At 73.6% G+C, this 19,328-nt stretch carries 18 protein-coding genes and 1 CRISPR repeat array; of the genes, 3 read left to right on the top strand and 15 right to left on the bottom strand.

Annotated elements, in window-relative coordinates:
• Positions 1 to 335: a CRISPR direct-repeat array (repeat unit 29 nt; unit sequence GTAAACCCCGCGCGAGCGGGGATGATCCC).
• Between the two features lie 80 nt (positions 336 to 415).
• Both G446_RS0102680 and purU read left to right on the top strand, forming a co-directional pair.
• Entirely contained in the window at positions 416 to 766 is a 351-nt protein-coding gene (locus G446_RS0102680) for a hypothetical protein (RefSeq protein ID WP_026408979.1), read from the top strand.
• 140 nt (positions 767 to 906) lie between these two features.
• Complete coding sequence (gene purU, locus G446_RS0102675; RefSeq protein WP_026408978.1) at positions 907 to 1,794, top strand: formyltetrahydrofolate deformylase; 888 nt, start codon at positions 907 to 909, stop codon at positions 1,792 to 1,794.
• Between the two features lie 30 nt (positions 1,795 to 1,824).
• Here the strand turns inward: purU and G446_RS15545 are convergent, their stop codons facing one another.
• The 5 genes from G446_RS15545 to G446_RS0102650 all read right to left on the bottom strand — a co-directional run bounded on the left by G446_RS15545 (position 1,825) and on the right by G446_RS0102650 (position 8,190).
• Positions 1,825 to 3,327, bottom strand: a complete 1,503-nt coding sequence (locus tag G446_RS15545) for an ABC transporter ATP-binding protein (RefSeq protein WP_051285587.1) — start codon at positions 3,325 to 3,327, stop codon at positions 1,825 to 1,827.
• Positions 3,324 to 4,100 (bottom strand): energy-coupling factor transporter transmembrane component T, encoded by a 777-nt coding sequence (locus G446_RS0102665; RefSeq protein WP_281170202.1) that lies wholly within the window; start codon positions 4,098 to 4,100, stop codon positions 3,324 to 3,326. The genes G446_RS15545 and G446_RS0102665 overlap by 4 nt, the downstream gene beginning before the upstream one ends.
• The gene (locus G446_RS0102660) at positions 4,097 to 4,708 is read right to left on the bottom strand and encodes an MptD family putative ECF transporter S component (RefSeq protein ID WP_026408976.1); all 612 of its coding nucleotides are present in this window, start codon (positions 4,706 to 4,708) and stop codon (positions 4,097 to 4,099) included. The genes G446_RS0102665 and G446_RS0102660 overlap by 4 nt, the downstream gene beginning before the upstream one ends.
• A gap of 287 nt (positions 4,709 to 4,995) precedes the next feature.
• On the bottom strand, positions 4,996 to 5,691 hold the full coding sequence (locus G446_RS0102655; RefSeq protein ID WP_026408975.1) for a TetR/AcrR family transcriptional regulator: 696 nt from the start codon (positions 5,689 to 5,691) through the stop codon (positions 4,996 to 4,998).
• Positions 5,692 to 5,874: 183 nt separating this feature from the next.
• Complete coding sequence (locus tag G446_RS0102650; protein WP_084778892.1) at positions 5,875 to 8,190, bottom strand: HNH endonuclease signature motif containing protein; 2,316 nt, start codon at positions 8,188 to 8,190, stop codon at positions 5,875 to 5,877.
• 234 nt (positions 8,191 to 8,424) lie between these two features.
• On the opposite strand from G446_RS0102650, the gene G446_RS0102645 reads away from it, so the two are divergent.
• On the top strand, positions 8,425 to 9,054 hold the full coding sequence (locus G446_RS0102645; RefSeq protein ID WP_084778907.1) for a mycothiol transferase: 630 nt from the start codon (positions 8,425 to 8,427) through the stop codon (positions 9,052 to 9,054).
• A gap of 9 nt (positions 9,055 to 9,063) precedes the next feature.
• On the opposite strand, the gene G446_RS0102640 is transcribed toward G446_RS0102645, so the two are convergent.
• The 10 genes from G446_RS0102640 to atpA all read right to left on the bottom strand — a co-directional run bounded on the left by G446_RS0102640 (position 9,064) and on the right by atpA (position 19,297).
• A complete protein-coding gene (locus G446_RS0102640; RefSeq protein ID WP_026408972.1) occupies positions 9,064 to 10,326 on the bottom strand; it encodes an N-acetylglucosamine-6-phosphate deacetylase in 1,263 nt (420 codons plus the stop codon).
• Between the two features lie 101 nt (positions 10,327 to 10,427).
• Positions 10,428 to 11,255 carry an ABC transporter permease gene (locus G446_RS0102635; protein WP_026408971.1) on the bottom strand — a complete coding sequence of 276 codons (828 nt, stop codon included), beginning with the start codon at positions 11,253 to 11,255 and terminating at the stop codon, positions 10,428 to 10,430.
• Positions 11,252 to 12,262 (bottom strand): ABC transporter ATP-binding protein, encoded by a 1,011-nt coding sequence (locus G446_RS0102630; protein WP_084778890.1) that lies wholly within the window; start codon positions 12,260 to 12,262, stop codon positions 11,252 to 11,254. Before G446_RS0102630 ends, G446_RS0102635 begins: the two co-directional genes overlap by 4 nt.
• Before the next feature lie 170 nt (positions 12,263 to 12,432).
• Positions 12,433 to 13,683, bottom strand: coding sequence for a DNA glycosylase AlkZ-like family protein (locus tag G446_RS0102625; protein WP_245574555.1), 1,251 nt, complete (start codon positions 13,681 to 13,683; stop codon positions 12,433 to 12,435).
• An 11-nt stretch (positions 13,684 to 13,694) separates the two neighbouring features.
• Positions 13,695 to 14,390: an endonuclease NucS gene (gene nucS, locus G446_RS0102620; RefSeq protein WP_026408968.1), complete on the bottom strand. Its 696-nt coding sequence runs from the start codon at positions 14,388 to 14,390 to the stop codon at positions 13,695 to 13,697.
• A 62-nt stretch (positions 14,391 to 14,452) separates the two neighbouring features.
• Positions 14,453 to 14,854: a DUF2550 family protein gene (locus G446_RS0102615; protein WP_026408967.1), complete on the bottom strand. Its 402-nt coding sequence runs from the start codon at positions 14,852 to 14,854 to the stop codon at positions 14,453 to 14,455.
• Between the two features lie 2 nt (positions 14,855 to 14,856).
• Positions 14,857 to 15,219, bottom strand: coding sequence for a F0F1 ATP synthase subunit delta/epsilon (locus G446_RS0102610; RefSeq protein ID WP_051285586.1), 363 nt, complete (start codon positions 15,217 to 15,219; stop codon positions 14,857 to 14,859).
• A 6-nt stretch (positions 15,220 to 15,225) separates the two neighbouring features.
• A complete protein-coding gene (gene atpD / locus G446_RS0102605) occupies positions 15,226 to 16,665 on the bottom strand; it encodes a F0F1 ATP synthase subunit beta (protein ID WP_026408965.1) in 1,440 nt (479 codons plus the stop codon).
• Positions 16,666 to 16,716: 51 nt separating this feature from the next.
• Complete coding sequence (locus tag G446_RS0102600; protein WP_026408964.1) at positions 16,717 to 17,661, bottom strand: F0F1 ATP synthase subunit gamma; 945 nt, start codon at positions 17,659 to 17,661, stop codon at positions 16,717 to 16,719.
• A 1-nt stretch (position 17,662) separates the two neighbouring features.
• Complete coding sequence (gene atpA, locus G446_RS0102595; RefSeq protein WP_026408963.1) at positions 17,663 to 19,297, bottom strand: F0F1 ATP synthase subunit alpha; 1,635 nt, start codon at positions 19,295 to 19,297, stop codon at positions 17,663 to 17,665.
• Between the last annotated feature and the right edge of the window lie 31 nt (positions 19,298 to 19,328).

The following is a 19,328-nucleotide window of genomic DNA, read 5'->3' as shown; positions in this document are numbered from 1 at the left end:
GTAAACCCCGCGCGAGCGGGGATGATCCCGACCCGGCCGTCGGCCAGGTGGAGGTTGACCGGTAAACCCCGCGCGAGCGGGGATGATCCCGCCGCGGCCGCGCGCAGGTCGTCGCGCAGCCCGTAAACCCCGCGCGAGCGGGGATGATCCCCGGCGCCGAATTCTTCTCCTCGCCGCAGCGGTGTAAACCCCGCGCGAGCGGGGATGATCCCTCCAGCGACAACGGCAGCAGGATCGACTTCCAGGTAAACCCCGCGCGAGCGGGGATGATCCCACCGCCCAGCTCAGGGCCCGCAAGACGGCCGCGTAAACCCCGCGCGAGCGGGGATACCACCTATAAGTTAAGTGCGAAGAAAGAGGAGGCACCATGCCCCGAATCAATAAAGATTCTCGGTCACCGGCCGAGTTCCGAACCATGCGAGAACTCCTCGGGATCTCCGGGCCCGTCCTCGCCGACGCGCTCGACGTCAACCCCCGCTCGCAGCGGGCGTGGGATTACAAGACCACGGCCCCGGACACCGCGTGGGCCGTCATCGATCAGCGGATCGAGTGGATCGAGGAGACGGCCGGCACCATCCTGAACGAGTCGGAAGACGCGTCGAACAACGGGGAGATCATTCTCGTCGTCTATCCGAACGATGATGCGGCCCGCCGAGCGGGGTGCTCGGTGCCCGCCTCCTGGCATCGGGCCGCAATGGGGCACGTCGCCATGATTCTCCGGATGAGGGGACGCACCTGCCGGATCGAGTACCCGCCCGAGGGGTGACACGGGAGTGACCGGCAGTGGCGCCGGCCGACCCGCCGGAGGAGTGACACGGATCGACACAGATCGCCCTGCTCCTCGCCCGCCACGCGACTGCTCCCCCGTGCGGCTCCACTGCGACCGGCCGCCGCTATCCTCCTGTCATGACCACGCCCGCCGCCCCGGCCGCCACGGCCCCTCCTTCCGACGCGCAGCACCTCGTCCTCACGCTGTCCTGTCCGGACCGGCCCGGCATCGTCCACGCCGTCTCGGGGGCGCTGGCCCGCCGCGGGGGCAATATCACCGAGTCCCAGCAGTTCGGCGATCCCGAGACGGGCCTGTTCTTCATGCGCGTCACGGTCCTGACCCGCGTGCCCCGCTCCGAACTGGAGGCCGATCTGGCCGAACTCGCCGGAACCTACGACATGCGCTGGTCCCTCGACGCCGTCGACCGCCCCGTGCGCACCCTCCTCATGGTGTCCAAGGAGGCGCACTGCCTGTCCGACCTCCTCTTCCGCGCCACCAGCCAGGGCCTGCCCATCGACGTCGTCGGCGTCGTCGGCAATCATGAGGTCCTGCGGTCCGTCGCCGAGTTCTACGGCGTCCCCTTCCACCACATCCCGGTCGCCAAGGACACCAAGGAGGCGGCCGAGGCCGAGCTGCTCGGCCTGGTCGACTCCCTGGGCGTGGAGCTCGTGGTTCTGGCTCGCTACATGCAGATCCTCTCCCCCGCCCTGTGCGAGCGCCTCCACGGCGGCGTCATCAATATCCACCACTCCTTCCTGCCCAGCTTCAAGGGCGCCAAGCCCTACCACCAGGCGCACGACCGCGGCGTCAAGCTCATCGGCGCCACCGCCCACTACGTCACGGCCGATCTGGACGAGGGCCCGATCATCGAGCAGGACGTCACCCGGGCCTCGCACGCCGACTCGGCCCTCGCCCTGCAGCGCAAGGGGCAGGACGTCGAGCGCCGGGTCCTCGCCCAGGCCGTCAAGTGGCACGCCGAGCACCGCGTCCTGCTCAACGGCCGTCGCACCGTCGTCTTCGCCTGAGTTCCCGCCGCAGGCGGGCCGCGTCTTGTCTCACCGGCAGGGCCTACGCAGGTCGAGCCGCGCATCGGCCGCCGCGGCCAGCAGCTCCTCGTCATGGGTGATGAGCAGGACGACGGCGCCGCCCCGGGCGCTGTCCCCGATGGCCCGCGCGATCGACTCCAGGTGCCGCCGGTCCACGCCCGAACTGGGCTCGTCGTAGATGACGATGCGCGCACGCGTGCACCGGGTGGCGGCGATGACGAGGCGCTGCTGCTGCCCGCCCGACAGCGCCAGCGGATGCTGCTCGGCGTGGAGCAGCAGGTCGAACTCGTCTAGCAGCCGGTCCGCCTCGGCGTCGTCCAGTGCGCCGGCGCCCGACCCCGCCTGAGAGGCGGACAGCCGGATCTCGGCCCGGGCGCTGTCGGTGAAGAGCTGGCGCTGGACGTCCTGCATAACGATCGCGGTGCACCGGAGGCGTTCGCGCCGGCTCAGCTCCGCCCCATCGAGGCAGATGCTGCCGGAATGCCGCTGGAGCCCGGCGATGGTGCGCGCGAGCGTCGTCTTGCCCGCCCCGTTGGGCCCGCAGATCGCCGTCACCCTCCCGGCGGGGAAGAAGGCGTCGTCGATGGAGAGCACGGTGCGTCCCCGGAGGACGCAGCGCACATCCGCGAGTCGGAGCCCGCTCCCCGTCTCCTTCCCGCCGCACGCCGGCCGGAGCTCCGGAGGGGCGGGCGGAATCCCGGCACCGTCATCCGGGCCGCCGGCCGCAATGCTCGCCCCGTGCGCGACGACGGCGGGCAGCGTCGTCGTCGCGGGCGCTCTGATGTCGCGCAGCCCGTGGGCGGCCAGGTTGGCGTCCGATAGCGCGAGGATCTGCTCGGCGGACCATTCGCGGGCGATCCGTCCCCTTTCGAGCAGCACGAACCGGTCGACGACCGGGGCGAGGTAGTGGAGCCGGTGCTCGCTCAGGACGATGGTGATCCCGAGGCGGCGCAGCTCGCGGAGCACGCCGGCGAGGTTCTCGACGGCGTCGGCCGACAGGTTCGAGCTCGGCTCGTCCAGGAGAAGCAGACCCGGTTCGTGCGCGAGGGCCGCGGCGACGGCGACCCGCTGCTGCATCCCCCCGGACAGGTGCGCCAGGGGGCGGTCGGCCAGGTCGTGGATCCCCAGCCGCCGCATCACCGCGTCGACGCGCGCGCGGATGCGCTCGGGGGCGGTGCCGAAGTTCTCCATCGCGAAGGCGGTCTCCTCGACCGCGGTGGCGGTGAAGAACTGCCGCCGGGGGTGCTGGAGGACGGTGCCGGTCCGGCGTCCGATCTCCTCGAGCGGACTCGCCGCGACGTCCAGACCGGCCACCGTCACGCCCCCGCTCAGGCTCCCCTCGTGCAGGTGCGGGATGAGCCCGTTCATCATGCGCAGCAGGGTGGACTTGCCCGACCCGCTGGCGCCGCACAGCGCGACGGCCTCCCCCGGCTCGACGGCCAGGTCGATGTGCTCCAGGGTCGGCTCCGACGAGGCGGCGTAGCGCCAGGACGCGTCGGCGACGGCGATCACGTCAGTCCCTTGACGACCGGGCAGGCCGCCACGAGCACCGCGCCGATCCCGATCCAGAGCAGATCCGACCGGCCCAGGTGCAGCGGGACGCGGCAGGTCGGTCGCCGGTGGGATCCCAGGCCGCGCAGGAGGGCCGCCGCGCTCAGGTCGTCGCCGACCCGCAGCGTCGAGGCGATGACGGGAACCGTGAACCATCCGATGCTCAGGACCGGATGCCTCAGAACGGAGCGCCATCCGGTGAGCCCGCGCAGGCGCATCGAGTCGAGCACCGCGGACGCCTCGGCCGCGACGACGGGCACGAAGCGCAGCATGACGGCGATGGGCACCGTCAGCGCCCGCGGCACGCGCGCGGCCCTCAGCGCCGCGGTCATGGTGCCGGGCGTCGCCGTGCGGAACAGGTGCTGTCCCACCCCGTAGATGACGAGGAAGCGGAGGAAGTAGTTCGCCGCCAGGCCGATGGCCGCGGTGAGCATGGAGGGCAGGAGCCGCGGCAGCGCGCACCAGCCGAATCCGAGGATGCCGACGCCCAGTGCGAGGGCGGCGGCGTGCTTCCGGGCGCCGTCGGCCAGAGCCAGGAGGAGTCCGAGCGCCGCGCCCGCGGGGATGAAGACCGCGCCTCCGGGCGCCATGACCAGGATGCTGATCACGAGGATCAGGAGCAGACTCGTGCGCGGATCGGTCCTCCCCCGCGAACCCGTCGGGCCCGGATGCCCGACGTCGGCCGACCGCGCGGTCGCGGCGGCCCCGAGCGACGTCGTCGACGCCGCGCTCAAGCCAGTCCCGCCCGCTCGAAGTTCTTGCGCAGCAGGTTGAGGGCGATGACGCCGCCGACGAGGCCGAGGACGACCACGCCGACGTCGTAGCCGACGAGGACCCCGGTCGACAGGAACCCGTCGAGGCGGTGAACGTACGCCTTGCCCCTGCCGTTCGCGACCATGGAGCTGAAGTAGCCGGCGCGGTCGTAGTACAGGGGCAGGAGCGGACCCGCGTACCACATGGCGAAGACGATGTAGGAGATGACTCCGGCCCAGCGCGAGCGGTAGCCGGTGACCGCCTGAATGACCTCGATGACGACGGACAGGGCGATCAGGAGGACGACCGCCACCGGCGGGAATCCGAGGACCAGGCACACCAGGGCGACGATGAGCGTGAACAGGAAGACCATTCCGGCGTGCTTCACCCTGGCCAGGAACAGCATGAACGGGATCGCCCCGACTACGACGCTCAGACCCAGGGTCGCGATCATCATGACCGGGTTGAGGAACCCGAACATGGTGATGCCGTAGTACAGCACGAGGTAGATGGCCGCGAAGATGCCGATGGTCATGAGATCGCGGCCGCTCATCGCGAGGGTGAGGCGGCGCTGATCGTGATCGCTCATGAGAGTCTCCCTTCCCGCGCGGTTGTTCCCACGCGGTCGTTCCCGTGCGGCCGCCGCGGAGGGATCGGCCCGGCCGAGCGCCCCGTGCCTGCGGCGCGGTGAGGCGCGGCGCCCACATTAACACAGTGTCCGGATAGGTGCACCTAAGTTCCTTGACGATGGCTGTCGCCGCTGCCGTCACCGCCGCCGGGCGGTGCCGCAGTCCCGCCGCACCGCCGCCGCGGGGCGGCCCGGCACCCGGCCGGGAGGGGTCGGCCCCCCGTCCCCGCCGCACCGCGCCGCGGCGCTCACCGCTGCGACGTCGTGAGGTCCTCGAGACCGTCCATGAGGCGCTCCAGGACGAAGCGGTAGTACTCGTCCTGCACGGAGGCGGCCGACTCGGCCGAACCGGTCAGGCGTCCCGCCAGGTCGCGCGTCAGCAGCGAGATCCCGGGGCTCTCGCGTCCCAGCGCCTCGAACTCGTCCATGAGCGCCTCATGGTCCCGCCCGGCCGACCGGGTGTGAGCGGCCCGGTCGTCCGCGGAGGCGATGGTCATCAGGGCCGTGTTGAACAGGGCCGCGTACGTTTTGGCCGTGTCCGCCCCGAACCCGGCCCGCTGGAGCGAGGCGATGCCGGCGTCGACGACGGGGATCATCGCGGGGAAGGCCGGACCGTGGAGCAGGAGCCAGCGGGCGGTCCCGGGGTGACCCGCCAGGACGGGGCGCGCGGGGAACAGGGCCGCGCGGAACCACTCCCGCCAGGGCAGGACCCGCGTCGGGAAGCCGACCATGGTCAGGACCCGCTCGACGACGCGACGGCGCAGCAGCTCCTGCCCGCCGACGTGGTGGTACAGCGAGGCGGTGGCCACGCCGAGGCGCCGGGCCAGATCGCGCACCGACCACGATTCGAGCCCCGCGTTGCGCGTGGCCTCGAGGGCGACGTCGATAATCGCCTCGGGGGTGAGGCCGATGTGGTAGGGCCTGCCGGCCCTGGTTCTGGTCATCGTCTCCTAAGCGGTCCGGCGCGCCCGCACCGGCCGCCGTCGGCCGGGGCGCGGAACCGATGCTATCAGCGCCGCGTCTCACAGCCGACGGCGCAGCGCCCAGGCCCCCAGACCCGCCCGCGTGACCCGCGGCGACATTCGGCAGGAGGCCGCCGGGGCCATCGGGACGCCGCCGCCGGGCCGTCAGAAGGCCGGGACCTCGTCGAGGAGGGCCGCCAGCCCCAGGGCGTGGAGGGCCCGGGGGTAGGGGCGGGTCTCGAAGGCGCCGGGCTGCTGGCCGGGCCGGGGGCCGCGGGTGGTCAGGGCGGCGGGGGCGGCGTCGGCCAGGCCCCGTTCGAGCCGGTCCAGGACGGCGCCGGTGACCGCGGCGGCGAGGTGGTCGGGGACGGGGCCGCCCGGCTCGATGAGGTGGCGCGGGCCCACCCGCCGGGGCAGCCGGAGGATCGTGCCGTCCGCCTCGCGCCGGTAGCGCGCGCCGGAGGGGGTCCGCCAGACCAGGGAGCCGTCGTCGGCGCGGCTCAGCGACCACCCCGGCGTGTGCTTGAGGCGGTGGTGGGCCTGGCACAGGCTGGTGAGGTTGGTCAGGGAGGTCGTCCCGCCGGCCGCCCACGGCCTGATGTGGTCGAGGTCGCAGCGGCGCGCGGGCACCTCGCAGCCGGGGTGGGTGCAGGCGCGGTCCCGGGCGCGCACCAGGTCGGCCAGGGCGACGGGCGGACGGTAGCGGCGGCGGCCGATGTCGAGCACGGCGCCGGAGAGCGGGTCGGTGACCAGTCTGCGCCACGTCCCGCCCGCGGCCAGAGCCCTGGCGGTGACCCCGGGAATGGGCGCACTGCGCCCTCCCATGGTCAGGACGGCCTCGCACCGGGCGGGTCCGGAATCCGGGGACCGGTGAGCGGAAGACCCGCAGCCCGGGGGCCCTTCGGCCCCCGCGCCGGAATCCGGGCCCCGGCCCGGGGGCGCGCCCGGCGGCGGGTCCGGGGCCTGCGGGTCCGAGCCGGGCGGTTCGTCCTCGAGGACCTGAACCAGGTGGTCCAGGGGGACGGTGACGTCGACCAGGACCTGCAGCCCGGGCGGCGGGAACACGGGCGCCGATCCCGACGGCGTCCACCACGGGCTGCTCGACCCGACGAGGTCGCTCAGGGCGGTGAGCATGCCCTCCAGGGGCACGCCGTCGGGCATGAGACGACGATCGGCATCGGCAACGGTCGCGGCGGCGGTACCAGCGGCGTCGGCAGCATCGACGACGGCGGAGGCAGCGCCCGCCCCGGGATCACCCGGCGCGGTCGCGGAATCCGGGGCTGCGCCCGGGGACGCGGGAGCGATCGCCGCCCGGGTCCCGCTCGGGGGCTCGGAGCGCTCCGGGGTCCGCCGGCAGGCGTCGCGCTGGCAGGTGCGCAGCGCACCCAGGGTCATTCCCACCAGCGCGTCGGCGCGCAGCTGGGCGGGGGTGCGCTCATCCCCGGCGGCGCGCGCCGAGGCGGCCACGGCGTCGAGGGTGGCGTCCACCAGGAAGGCGTCGGCGGTGGGCATGAGTAGACGCATCTCGCTCACGCCCTCCCCCGCCGGCCGCGGCCGGCTCACGTGGCGCTGGGCGGTGTTGCGGCGACGGCGCCCCCGGGCGCCGTCGGGGTCCAGGGCGGTCAACGACCGGTCGAGGTCGCGCGCGAGCTGGGCGTGCGTGCGGTGCGGGGCGCGGGGCAGGACCTCGGTCTGGACGGCGCGGGCCGTCTGCGTGCTCACGCCGGTGAGTCGGCCCGCGATGACGGCCGCCTTGGCCTCGTCGATCAGGCCCACGCGGTGCAGCGCCTCGGTGGGCGCCAGCACGCCCGACAGCATGGCCTCGCCGCGGTCCAGGAGCCGCTCCGCGCGGGAGCGTGAGACGCCCAGTCGGCAGGCGATCTCACTGGAGACGGTGAACCGGTTCTCCTGCGGCGTCACGAAGCGCGGGGCGTCGTCCTGCGGGCCCCGCGGGGCCGGTCCCGTGCGCAGCTCCGGGGTGCGCGCCAGGCAGGCGCTCGCCAGGGCCTCGGCCCAGTGCGCCCAGGAGGCCAGGCGCCGGCACGCGGCGACGACCTCGCTCAGCGCCCGGGCCCCCAGGTCCGCCAGGGCCTCGGCCGCCATCTCGCCGCCGGGACCCACTTGCAGGCGGTCCGCCGCCTCCAGCAGCGCCCGCTCGCCCGGATCGAGCACCCGCTCGACGAGCGCCCCCTCGCCGCCGGGGCCGAACAGGCGGAAGCACTCCCCCTCGTCCAAATCGCCGGAGTCCGACGGCGAGTCCCCCGCCGGAGCCGGACCCAGGAGCGGGCTCAGGAACCGTTCGACGACGTCGGCGAGTTGGGCGCCCGGGGCCATGGCGGCCAGGCGGTCCAGGACCTCCTCGTCCGCGTCGGGGCCCTCGCCGAAGTCCTCATCGAGAACCCCGTCCCGCCCGGGCGCACCGGCGGGCCCCGTCGCGCTGACTCGCGCGGGAGGTGCAGCCGAACCCAGGTGCTCGAACATGTGTACAGTTTAGCATCGTTTCCGGCGCGAATCCAGGCCCACGGGGCAATTGCTCGGGGGTTTCCGGGGCTCCGGCCGGGGACCCCAGGCGCGCCGTCCCGGAGCCTCCCGCACTCCGTCCGAACCCCGGCTCCGTCTGACGATTCCGGCGCTCCCCCGCATCTTCCGCGCCCCCGCACTCCCCGGGCCCACCATGCGCCTCCGTTCGTGGTGCATCGGTCTACCGTGGGGCGCATGAGTGAGACCCCCGCCTCAATCGCACCGACCGCACCGACTGCATCGACCACCTCGGCCGCTTCGAGCACCTCGACCCCCGCGACCGCCCCGCCGGCATCCGCCGCCGACCCGTGCGCCCTCCTCGCCGACGGCCTGGACCGCTCCCGCGAGCGCTTCGACCGCGCCCTGGACGGCGTCACCCTGGAGCAGGCCAATGCCCGGCCCGTGTCCGAGCTCGCTCCGCGCGTCGACTCCCTCACCTGGCTCGCCTGGCACACGGCCCGGGAGATCGACCTCCAGATCAGCGCCCTGGCCGGGACCGAGCCCCTGTGGACCGGCGCGGGATTCTCCGCCCGCTTCGCCCTGCCTCTGCCCGACGGCACCGAGGACTGGCGCCACGCCCCCGAGCAGGCCGCACTGGTGCGCGTGAACGACTTCGCGCTCCTGACCGACTACCTCGACGCCGCCTGCGCCCTGGCGCACGAGTACCTGGACGGTCTGGAGGCGGCGGCCCTCGACGACGTCGTGGACCGCTCCTGGAATCCTCCGGTCACCCGCGCCGCGCGCCTGGTCTCGATCATCGACGACGCCGCCCAGCACTCGGGCCAGGCCGTCTACGCCCGCCGGCTGCTGGGTCTGGAGGGCTGAGAACCGCGCTCAGGCGACCGGCTCGCCGCGGCGCAGGACGTCCACCGGGACCAGGTCGGCGTCGGTGACGACGACGTCGCCCCAGCACCCGGCCTCCAGGGCGCCCACCGAGTCGTCCCCGAGGATCCTGGCGCCCTGGACGGAGGCGGCGTAGACGGCGTCGACCAGGCCCACCCCGCCCCTCCAGGTGGTGCGCACGACGTCGATGAGGCGGCTGGTCCCGCCGGCGATGGCGCCGCCCTCGCTCAGGCGGGCGACGCCGTCGGCCACGGTGACCGGCTGGGAGCCGAGCACGTAGTCGCCGTCGGCCATGCCGGCCGCGGCCATGGCGTCGGTGACCAGGACGACATTGTCCCGGCCCAGGGTCTCGAACACGTCGAGCACGATGGCGGGATTGAGGTGGACGCCGTCGCCGATCATCTCGACGATGCACCGGCCCCGGGCCGCCGCCGCGAGGAACTCGGGCACCGGTCCGGGGGCGCGGTGGTGCATGGGGCGCATGCCGTTGAACAGGTGGGTGGCGGTGGGCCGGTCGCAGCGCATCGGCAGTCCCGCCTCCGCGCGCGCGTCCAGGCGGGCGGCGGCGTCGGCCAGGGCGGCGCGCACGGGGCCGGCCTCGGAGTCGGTGTGGCCCAGGCTCGGCAGGGCGCCGCCGGCGATGAGGGCCGCGATGACGCCGTCGTCGCCGGTGACGCCGGGCTTCTCGGGGGCGATGGTCATGGTGGCCACGTGGCCGCGGCCCAGGGCGATCAGCTCGCGGACCAGGTCCGCATCGGGGTCGATGATGTAGGTGGGGTCCTGGGCGCCGCAGCGCTCGACGGAGACGAAGGGCCCCTCGAAGTGGATGGCGGCGAGCTCTCCGCGCTCGCACAGGTCGGCCAGCACCGCGGTGCGCTCGCGCAGGACCTCGGCGGAGGCGGTGACGCAGGAGGCCACGAGGCTGGTGGTGCCGGCGCGGCGGTGCTCCATGACGGCCGTCATGGCCTGCTCGGCGGTCCGGGCGTTGGGGAAGGACTCGCCGCCGCCGCCGTGGCAGTGGACGTCGACCAGGCCGGGCAGGAGGTAGCCGCCCCCGGGGGCGCTCTCGGCGGCGGCGACGGCGTCGCCGAAGCCCGCGCGCCCGGCGGCGGCGGCCGGGCCGACCCAGGCGATGTGCCGATCGGTGACGACGACGGCGCCGTCGTCGATGATGCGGTCGGGGGTGACGACCCGGCCCCGGCGGGCGGTGGTCGCGGGGGCGGGTGCAGCGGCGGCGGGAACGGCGGGGCTCATGGCGGCAGACTACCCGGGGCGCCGCACCCGCCCGGAGGCGACGGCGCGCGGCGCCCCGGGCAGTCGGCCGTCGGACCCGCGTCCGGCTCCGCCGCGCGGCGTCACGTCCGGCGCCGCCACAGCCGCGAGCCCGCCAGGACGCATCCCAGGGTCAGGGGCAGCGCCAGGGCGAGCCGGAGCCACTCGACCCGCTCGACCCCGGTGCCCGTGTAGAGGCCCACCGCGACGTCGAGCCACTGCTTGAGGGGGTTCCACTCCAGGATCCTCTTGAGGATCTCGGGCAGCTGGTCCAGGGGCATGGCCGCGCCCGAGCCGAAGAACATGAGGAAGAAGACGGCGGCCGACAGGGCCTGGGTCGTGCGCGAGGAGACCCTCAGCGCGCCGATGAGGAAGCCCAGCGCCGAGAGCCAGACGATCGAGCCCGCCATGATCAGGAGGAGGCGCGGGTTCCACAGCTCGGGTCTCACCCCGTCGCGCACGGCCACCACCAGGACGATGATCGTTGAGGCGGCCATGACCAGCGCGAGCGTGGACAGCAGCAGGGCGATCACGAAGTGCCCGCCCCGCAGCGGGAGGGTGGCGTAGCGCCGGTCGATCCCGCGCGAGCGGAGCTCGGCCAGGTAGATCGGCATTCCCATGAGCAGCAGGTTGGCGATCACCGTCAGGATGAGCGAGGGGAACATGACGTCGATGAACCTCACGCCGGGGGCGACCTCGGTCGAGGCGTAGGGGATGCCGATGAAGACGTACATGATCACCGGGAAGGCGAGGGAGAAGAACACGGCGACGGGCTCGCGCAGCAGCAGGACGAGCTCCTGGCGGGACCACACCGCCACGACGCGCCACCCGGGCGCGAGGGCCGGCCGATCGGGGTCGGCGGCCGTCGGGCGCTGGGCCGGGCGCCGGGCCGGGTGCTGCGCCGCGCTCATGCGGCCGCCCCCCGGTCGGCTCGCGAGACCGCCTCGGCGAAGACGTCCTCCAGCCGGATCGGCCCCTTCAGGATGTCCTGGTAGCGCAGCTCGCCGCGGCCCCGGGCCGCCTCGATCACGTCGGCCATGGCCGTGACGGCCTCCTTGTCGGCGATGAGCACGCGCACCTCCCCCGTCCCCACCAGGTCGAGGCCGCGAGCGCGGGCCCAGGCGTCCACGGAGGGGTCGGCCCCGATGAGCCGCAGCCGCCACCGGCCGTCGGCCGGGCCGAGGACCTCCTCGACCGTCCCCTGCAGGATCAGGCGGCCGCGGTCGAGGACCAGGAGCCGGTCGGCGTAGGCCTCGGCCTCGCTCAGGTCGTGGGTGGAGGCGAGGACGGCGACGCCCTCGGCGCGGCGCAGCCGGAGGAACTCCCACAGCTCGGCGCGCGCCACCGGGTCGATGCCGCTGGTCGGCTCGTCCAGGACGAGGGCGCGGGGGCGGCCGATGCAGGCCAGGGCGACGTCCAGGCGCCTGGCCCACCCGCCCGACAGGGAATCGATGGTCTGGGCCGCGCGGGCGTCCAGGCCGAGCTGGGCGACGATCCGCTCGACCGGGCCCGGGTCGGCGTACAGGGCGGCGACCGCGCGGACGGCCTCGCGGACTCTCAGGCGCTGGGGCAGGCCCGTCTCCTGGAGCTGGACGCCGATGAGGGCGCGCTGCGGGGCAAGGGGGCGCACGGGCTGCCCGTCGATGCTGACCTCGCCCGAGGTCGGGGGGCGCAGGCCGGAGATCATCTCCATAGCCGTGGTCTTGCCCGAGCCGTTGGGGCCGACCAGCACCACGATCTCGCCAGGGCGCACGGCGAAGGAGACGTCGTCCAGGGCGGGGGCGGCGGCGCCCGGGTAGCGCTTGCCCGCGCGGCGCCATTGCATGACCGGGGCGGCGCGGTCGGGCGCGGCGTCGGGCGGGCGGCGTTCTGCGGCCGACGGCGAGGGGGCCCGCCGGGGCGCGGCGGAGACTTCCATGGTGGCTCCTCACTGGTATTCGGTGTCGAAGACCGGTTTGCACTTCAAACTTCAGGAGCAGGATACCCCCTTTGGTTTGAAATGCAAACTTCAGGTGCTCGGCGCGGATCCGCACCGGCCGGTCGGGCCGGGGCCGGTCAGATCCGTCCGGCCGGCGCCGGCCGGGCCGCTCAGGCCAGACGGCGCTCCATGTCGCGCACCGCCCGCTCCACGTCGCGCTCCAGGCGGGCCGAGCGGCGGGCGTCGTCGGCCCACAGCAGCCCCGCCCCCGCCGGCCGGACGGCGACCACGCGTCCGCGGTCCACGAGCAGGGGGCGGAACATGCCGTTGGCCGCCGGGCAGATGAGCCGCTCGCCCGCGGCGTCGGTCAGGCACGCGCGGTCCTTGTAGCCCACGTGCACCTCGTCGAAGGCGGCCAGGAAGTGGGTGCCGGCGGCCCGTCTCCGGGAGGCGGCGAGCAGGTCGGGCAGGTCGGCGCGCATGTACAGGGTCGTGGCGCGCCCCGCCGCGCCCGACGCCGGGAGCGCCCCTGCGCCGGTTGCGCGCACGGCCCCGCGCAGCCCGCCGTCGGCCGCCGCCCGCACCAGCGGCACATCGCCGCGCCCCGCCCGGACGGCGTAGTCGGCGGCATTGGTCATCTCGACGGCGTCCTCCAGGGCCCGGGCGGCCTCGCCCAGGGGCAGCGCCGTCCAGCGGGCCAGGTCGGCCGCGCGCACCGGCCCGTGGCTGGTGGCGTAGCGCCGGGCGATCTCGGCGACGGCGGCGCGGTGGCCGGCGGTGCCGTGCGCCCCGCCGCCGGCGCCGCCCGGGCCGCTCTCCGCCGGCAGCAGCGCGGTCGCATCGACCACCAGGTGCTCGTTGCCGCGCCGCGGCCCCTGGACGAGGACGCCCTCGCGCTGGAGGCGGACCAGCAGGTGGCGCCCGCGCTGCGCCCCGGCGCCGGAGTCGGACCCGGAGTCGGCGCCCATGAGGCCGCCGTCCCGCCACACCCGCAGCAGGCGGGCGCGGCGCAGCGGCCCCTCGGCGGCGATGGCCGCCAGCGCGAGCCCGCCCGCCCGCTCCAGGAGGGCGTCGTCGAGCCCCAGCCACTTCTCGGTGCGCCTCGCCCACGCGTCCATCCGATGCATGAGGGCGACTCGCAGCCAGTGGTGGTCGGCCGCCGTCGTGATGTGGATGGTGCCGCGCATGGGCCAGGACCGCACCAGCCGGCCGGCCTCGAAGGCCGCGTCGACGTCGGCGCGCCCGGCCCGCGCGGTCCGGGAGACGATCGCGTGGGACGCGGAGGAGACCTGCTGGCCCTGGACGGCCAACTGGCGGCGCACCGCCTCGGCGGGCTCCGGCGCCGCCGTCGCCCCCACGAGCCCCTGGGCGACCAAGCGCAGGTAGGACATCTCACGCGGGGCGGGGGCCGTTGCAGCCATGGCGCCGCCCGTCAGAACAGCCGGGAGGAGGGGTCGTCCAGGCCGCGCAGGGCGTCGTAGTCCAGGACCACGCAGCGGATGCCGCGGTCCTCGGCCAGCACGCGCGCCTGGGGCCTGATCTGCTGGGCGGCGAAGAGCCCGCGCACGGGCGTCAGGAGCGGGTCGCGGTCCAGCATGTCGACGTAGCGGGTCAGCTGCTCGACGCCGTCGATCCCGCCCACACGCTTGACCTCGACGGCGACGGCGGCGCCGGACTCATCGCGCACGAGCAGGTCGACCGGGCCCAGCGGCGTGGGGTACTCCCGGCGCACGAGCCTCCACCCGGGCCCGAGCACCTCGACCCGCTCGGCCAGGAGCTCCTGGAGGTGGGCCTCGACGCCGTCCTTGGTCAGGCCCGGGTCCACGCCCAGGTCCGCACTGGTGTCGGAGACGATGTCGAACAGGCGGATGACGAGCCGGTCGTCGGTCCTGGTGGCGCTCACCTCCCAGCGGGCGATCACGCCGATCTCCCGGTCCTCCTCGTCGGGGTCGACCTCGGCGAGCCGGGCGGGCGGGCTCATCCAGTTCAGCGGCTTGTAGGAGCCGCCGTCGGAGTGGACGAGCACGCTGCCGTCGGCCTTGACCATGATGAGCCGGGTGGCCCGGGGCAGGTGGGCGTCCAGGCGCCCGGAGTAGTCCACGGAGCAGGAAGCGATGACGACGCGCACCCGGGCAGCCTACCGGTGCCGGCTGGACGGGGCCGCGGCCGCCCGTCCCGGCGCGCGCCGACTCACAGGAGCGAGGGCTGCGTGGGGGCGGCGGACTCCAGCCAGGCCACCAGCGCCGAGTGCGAGTCGCTGAGCATGGCCAGATCGAAGGACTTCCCCGCGACCGTGCAGGTCACGTCGACGATCCGCCCGCCCGCCCGGGGGCGGGGCCCGCCCAGGACCAGGTCGTCGCGGTGCATCCGGTAGCGGGCCCGCGGCGACAGGGAGATGAGCCGGTGCCACTCGATGGCCTCGTCGCCGAAGGTGGCGATGCCGCTCATATAGCGTCTGCGCCCCGAGCGCAGCAGGGCGCACTCGAAGGAGCCGACCTGCGAGGCCAGGAAGCGCAGGCGCGCCAGGAAGACGACGACGAGCACGAGCGAGCCGGCCAGGACCGCCGGCACGCACCAGCCCATCGCGCCCATCGTCAGTCCAGGTCCTCCGAGTCCGTGGCCACCACGGTCTCGGTGAGCATATCGATGTCCTCGGCCGTGCCCGTGATCTCCGAGCCGACCCGGTCGGCGGCCACGGTCACCACATTGTGGTCCACCGAGCAGAAGCCGCCCGCCACGACGATCGGCGCGGCGGACCCGTCCTCCCCGACGATGCGCACCGTGCCGCGCCCCAGCAGGGCCAGGATCGGCTGGCGGCCCGGCAGCACGCCGAGCTCGCCGTCGATCAGGGGCACGGAGACCCGCTCCGCCTCACCGGCGAAGACCGTGCCCCCGTGACGGGAGACCACCTCCACGCTCAAACCGGACCCCCACGCCCGCGACCCCTCCTGCGCCATGACCGCTCACTCCTTGCCGATCTCGGCCGCGCGGCGCTCCAGATCCTCCACGCCGCCGATATTGAAGAAGGCCTGCTCGGGCAGGTGGTCGTAGTCGCCGTCGACAATGCGCTTGAAGGCCTCGACCGTCTCCGACACGGGCACGGTGGAGCCGGCCACGCCCGTGAACTTCTCCGCCATGTACATGTTCTGGCTCAGGAACTGCTCGATGCGCCGGGCCCGGCCCACGGTCACCTTGTCCTCCTCGCTCAGCTCGTCCACGCCCAGGATGGCGATGATGTCCTGGAGCTCCTTGTTCTTCTGGAGGATGGACTTCACGCGGGTGGCCACCTCGTAGTGCTCGCGGCCCACGTACTGGGGGGCCAGCAGGCGCGAGGTGGAGGCCAGCGGGTCCACGGCCGGGTAGATGCCGCGCGCGGCCACCTCCCGGCTCAGCTCGGTGGTGGCGTCCAGGTGGGCGAAGGTCGTGGCCGGGGCCGGGTCGGTGTAGTCGTCCGCCGGCACGTAGATGGCCTGCAGGGAGGTGATGGAGTGCCCGCCCGCCGAGGTGATGCGCTCCTGGAGCTGGCCCATCTCATCGGCCAGGTTGGGCTGGTAGCCCACCGCCGAGGGCATGCGCCCCAGCAGCGTGGAGACCTCGGAGCCGGCCTGGGTGAAGCGGAAGATGTTGTCGATGAACAGCAGCACGTCCTGATGCTGGACGTCGCGGAAGTACTCGGCCATGGTCAGGGCGGACAGGGCCACCCGCAGGCGCGTGCCCGGCGGCTCGTCCATCTGGCCGAACACCAGGGCGGTCTTGTCGAACACTCCCGCCTCCCCCATCTCCACAATGAGGTCGTTGCCCTCGCGGGTGCGCTCGCCCACGCCCGCGAACACGGACACGCCCTCGTGGTCCAGGGCCACGCGCTGGATCATCTCCTGGATGAGGACCGTCTTGCCCACGCCCGCCCCGCCGAACAGGCCGATCTTGCCGCCCTGGACGTAGGGGGTGAGCAGGTCGATGACCTTGATGCCGGTCTCGAACATCTGCTCCTTGGACTCCAGCTGGTCGAAGGCCGGGGGCCGACGGTGAATGGGCCAGCGCTCGGTGATCTCCAGCTGCTCGCCGGGGGCCAGGTTGAGCACGTCGCCGGTGACGTTGAAGACGTGGCCCTTGGTCACGTCCCCCACGGGCACCGAGATGGGCGCGCCCGTGTCGCGCACCTGCGATCCGCGCACCAGGCCGTCGGTGGGCTTGAGCGAGACGGTGCGCACGATGTTGTCGCCCAGGTGCTGGGCGACCTCCAGGGTGATCTCGTGCGGCTCCTCGCCCTGACCGGTCGCCTGGATGGTCACCTTGAGGGCGTTGTACATCGCCGGGATCGCATCCGGCGGGAACTCGACGTCGACGACGGCGCCGATGATCCGGGTGACGCGCCCGGTACCGGGGGTGGTGGTGTCAGCCATGGTCCGTATCTTCCGTATCCGTTCTGGCAGCTGTGGTCGGTGGTCCGCCGTCTACTCGGCGCCCAGGGCGTCGGCACCCGAGACGATCTCCGTGATCTCCTGGGTGATGTCGCCCTGGCGCGCCGCGTTGGCCAGGCGGGTGTAGGTGGTGATGAGGTCCTCGGCGTTGTCCGTGGCGGTGTGCATGGCCTGCTGGCGGCTGGCCAGCTCGGAGGCCGCCGCCTGCAGCAGGGCGTTGCGGATGCGCGAGTGCACGTAGCGGGTGAGCAGGCCGTCGAGGACCTCGGCGGCGGAGGGCGCGAACTCGTACAGCGGCGCGGCCGCCGTCGGATCGGGACGGGCCTTGATCTGGGCCGCGGCGATGTCATCGCGGTTGAGCTCGCCGGGGCCGTCGATGTCCACGACGGTCAGCGGCAGCATGCGGCGCACCTCGGGCACCTGGGAGACCATCGAGACGTAGCGGGTGAAGACGATGTGGACCTCGGCCACGCCCCCGGCCGAGGGGGGGTAGAGGAAGTAGTCCAGGAGCACGGCGGCGACCTCGTCGATGACGGCGTCGGAGGGGCGGTCGGACTGGCCGACCCAGGAGAACTCCACGTCGCGCTCGCGGAAGGTGAAGTAGGAGTGGGCCCGGCGCCCGAAGGTGAAGACGACCGGATCCCGGCCCTCCTCGACGAGCTGGTCGATGAGCCGCTCGGACTCGCGCAGAACGGTCGCCGAGTAGGCGCCGGCCATGCCCCGGTCGGAGGTGACCACCAGGACGGCGACCCGGTTCGTGTCCGTGCGCTCGCGGGTGATGGGGTGCTCCAGGTGGGAGTAGGTGCCGACGGCGGCCACGGCCTGGGACAGGGCGTGGTCGTAGGGGCTCGCCTCCTGCGCGTTGCGGCTCGCGGCACCGATCCGGGAGGAGGCGATGAGCTCCATGGCCCGGAACACCTTCTGGAGGGTCTGGGTGGATCGGATGCGCTGCTTGTAGACGCGCTGGTTGCCTGCCATGTCAGCCCTTCTTCTTGAGCACGATCTGCTCGGCCGTGTGCTCGGCGGGGGCCTCCTCCTCGGCGGCGGCGACCTCGCCGGAGAGCATCTTGCCCCCGGCCAGGTAGGTGCTGCGGAAGGACTCGACGGCGGCGCGCAGGGCGGCCTCGTCGTCGTCGGAGAGCAGGCCGGTGGTGCGGATGGCGTCCAGGACCTTGGTATTGCGCCGCAGGTGGTCCAGCAGGGCGCGCTCGAAGGGCAGGACGTCGGCCACGTCGAGGTCGTCGAGGTAGCCGTTGGTGCCGGTCCACACGCTCGCCACCTGCTCCTCGACCGGGTAGGGCGTGAACTGGGGCTGCTTGAGCAGCTCCATGAGGCGCTCGCCGCGGGTGAGCTGGGCGCGGGTGGCGGCGTCCAGGTCGGAGGCGAACATGGCGAAGGCCTGCATGGAGCGGTACTGCGCCAGCGTGAGCTTGAGGGTGCCGGCGACCCGCTTCATGGCCTTGACCTGGGCGGCGCCGCCCACGCGCGACACCGAGATGCCCACGTCGACGGCGGGGCGCTGGTCGGCGTTGAACAGGTCGGACTGGAGGAAGATCTGCCCGTCGGTGATGGAGATGACATTGGTGGGGATGTAGGCCGAGACGTCATTGGCCTTGGTCTCGATGATCGGCAGACCGGTCATGGACCCGGCCCCCAGGTCGTCGGAGAGCTTGGCGCAGCGCTCCAGCAGGCGCGAGTGCAGGTAGAAGACGTCGCCGGGGTAGGCCTCGCGGCCCGGCGGGCGGCGCAGGAGCAGGGAGACGGCCCGGTACGCCTCGGCCTGCTTGGACAGGTCGTCGAAGACGATGAGCACGTGCTTGCCCGAGTACATCCAGTGCTGGCCGATGGCCGAACCGGTGTAGGGGGACAGGTACTTGAAGCCGGCCGGGTCGGAGGCCGGGGAGGCCACGATGGTGGTGTACTCCAGGGCGCCGCGCTCCTCCAGGACGGCGCGCACGGAGGCGATGGTGGAGCCCTTCTGCCCGGTGGCCACGTAGATGCAGCGCACCTGCTGGGCGGGGTCGCCCGTCTCCCAGGCCGACTTCTGGTTGAGGATCGTGTCCAGGGCGATGGCCGTCTTGCCGGTCTTGCGGTCGCCGATGATGAGCTGGCGCTGACCGCGGCCGATGGGGATCATGGAGTCGATGGCCTTCAGACCGGTCTGAAGGGGCTCGTGGACGGACTTGCGGGACATGACGCCGGGGGCCTGGAGCTCCAGGGCGCGCCGCCCCTCGGTGCGGATCTGGCCCAGGCCGTCGATGGGGCGGCCCAGGGGGTCGACGACGCGGCCGAGGTAGCCGTCGCCCACCGGCACGGACAGGACCTCCCCGGTGCGCCGCACCGTCTGGCCCTCGTCGATGCCGGCGAAGTCGCCCAGGACGACCACGCCGATCTGGCGCTCGTCGAGGTTCATGGCCAGACCGGCGGTGCGGTCCTCGAAGACGAGCAGCTCATTGGCCATGACGCCGGGCAGGCCCTCGACGTGGGCGATGCCGTCGGCGGCGAAGACGACGTGCCCGACCTCCTCGGCCGCGACCTGCGAGGGCTTGTAGGACGCGACGAACTCGTCCAGGGCCGAACGGACGTCCTCCGGCCTGATGGTCAGTTCCACCATCTCTGTCGTCTCCTTGCTGTGTGCTGGGGTG

The organism is Actinomyces dentalis DSM 19115 (assembly GCF_000429225.1).
GTDB classification, from domain to species: domain Bacteria; phylum Actinomycetota; class Actinomycetes; order Actinomycetales; family Actinomycetaceae; genus Actinomyces; species Actinomyces dentalis.
The sequence above is the reverse complement of the archived record's forward strand: the minus strand, read 5'-3'. Positions and strand labels throughout refer to the sequence as shown.

What these genes read in the sequence shown, in the direction of transcription:
- G446_RS0102625 (WP_245574555.1), bottom strand. Translation starts at nt 13,683, where the DNA reads ATGGCTGCAACGGCCCCCGCCCCGCGTGAGATGTCCTACCTGCGCTTG.
- G446_RS0102680 (WP_026408979.1), top strand. Translation starts at nt 416, where the DNA reads ATGCGAGAACTCCTCGGGATCTCCGGGCCCGTCCTCGCCGACGCGCTC.
- G446_RS0102655 (WP_026408975.1), bottom strand. Translation starts at nt 5,691, where the DNA reads ATGACCAGAACCAGGGCCGGCAGGCCCTACCACATCGGCCTCACCCCC.
- G446_RS0102660 (WP_026408976.1), bottom strand. Translation starts at nt 4,708, where the DNA reads ATGAGCGATCACGATCAGCGCCGCCTCACCCTCGCGATGAGCGGCCGC.
- G446_RS0102610 (WP_051285586.1), bottom strand. Translation starts at nt 15,219, where the DNA reads ATGGCGCAGGAGGGGTCGCGGGCGTGGGGGTCCGGTTTGAGCGTGGAG.
- G446_RS0102615 (WP_026408967.1), bottom strand. Translation starts at nt 14,854, where the DNA reads ATGGGCGCGATGGGCTGGTGCGTGCCGGCGGTCCTGGCCGGCTCGCTC.
- G446_RS0102650 (WP_084778892.1), bottom strand. Translation starts at nt 8,190, where the DNA reads ATGTTCGAGCACCTGGGTTCGGCTGCACCTCCCGCGCGAGTCAGCGCG.
- G446_RS0102635 (WP_026408971.1), bottom strand. Translation starts at nt 11,255, where the DNA reads ATGAGCGCGGCGCAGCACCCGGCCCGGCGCCCGGCCCAGCGCCCGACG.
- G446_RS0102640 (WP_026408972.1), bottom strand. Translation starts at nt 10,326, where the DNA reads ATGAGCCCCGCCGTTCCCGCCGCCGCTGCACCCGCCCCCGCGACCACC.
- G446_RS0102600 (WP_026408964.1), bottom strand. Translation starts at nt 17,661, where the DNA reads ATGGCAGGCAACCAGCGCGTCTACAAGCAGCGCATCCGATCCACCCAG.
- atpA (WP_026408963.1), bottom strand. Translation starts at nt 19,297, where the DNA reads ATGGTGGAACTGACCATCAGGCCGGAGGACGTCCGTTCGGCCCTGGAC.
- G446_RS0102645 (WP_084778907.1), top strand. Translation starts at nt 8,425, where the DNA reads ATGAGTGAGACCCCCGCCTCAATCGCACCGACCGCACCGACTGCATCG.
- G446_RS0102630 (WP_084778890.1), bottom strand. Translation starts at nt 12,262, where the DNA reads ATGGAAGTCTCCGCCGCGCCCCGGCGGGCCCCCTCGCCGTCGGCCGCA.
- purU (WP_026408978.1), top strand. Translation starts at nt 907, where the DNA reads ATGACCACGCCCGCCGCCCCGGCCGCCACGGCCCCTCCTTCCGACGCG.
- atpD (WP_026408965.1), bottom strand. Translation starts at nt 16,665, where the DNA reads ATGGCTGACACCACCACCCCCGGTACCGGGCGCGTCACCCGGATCATC.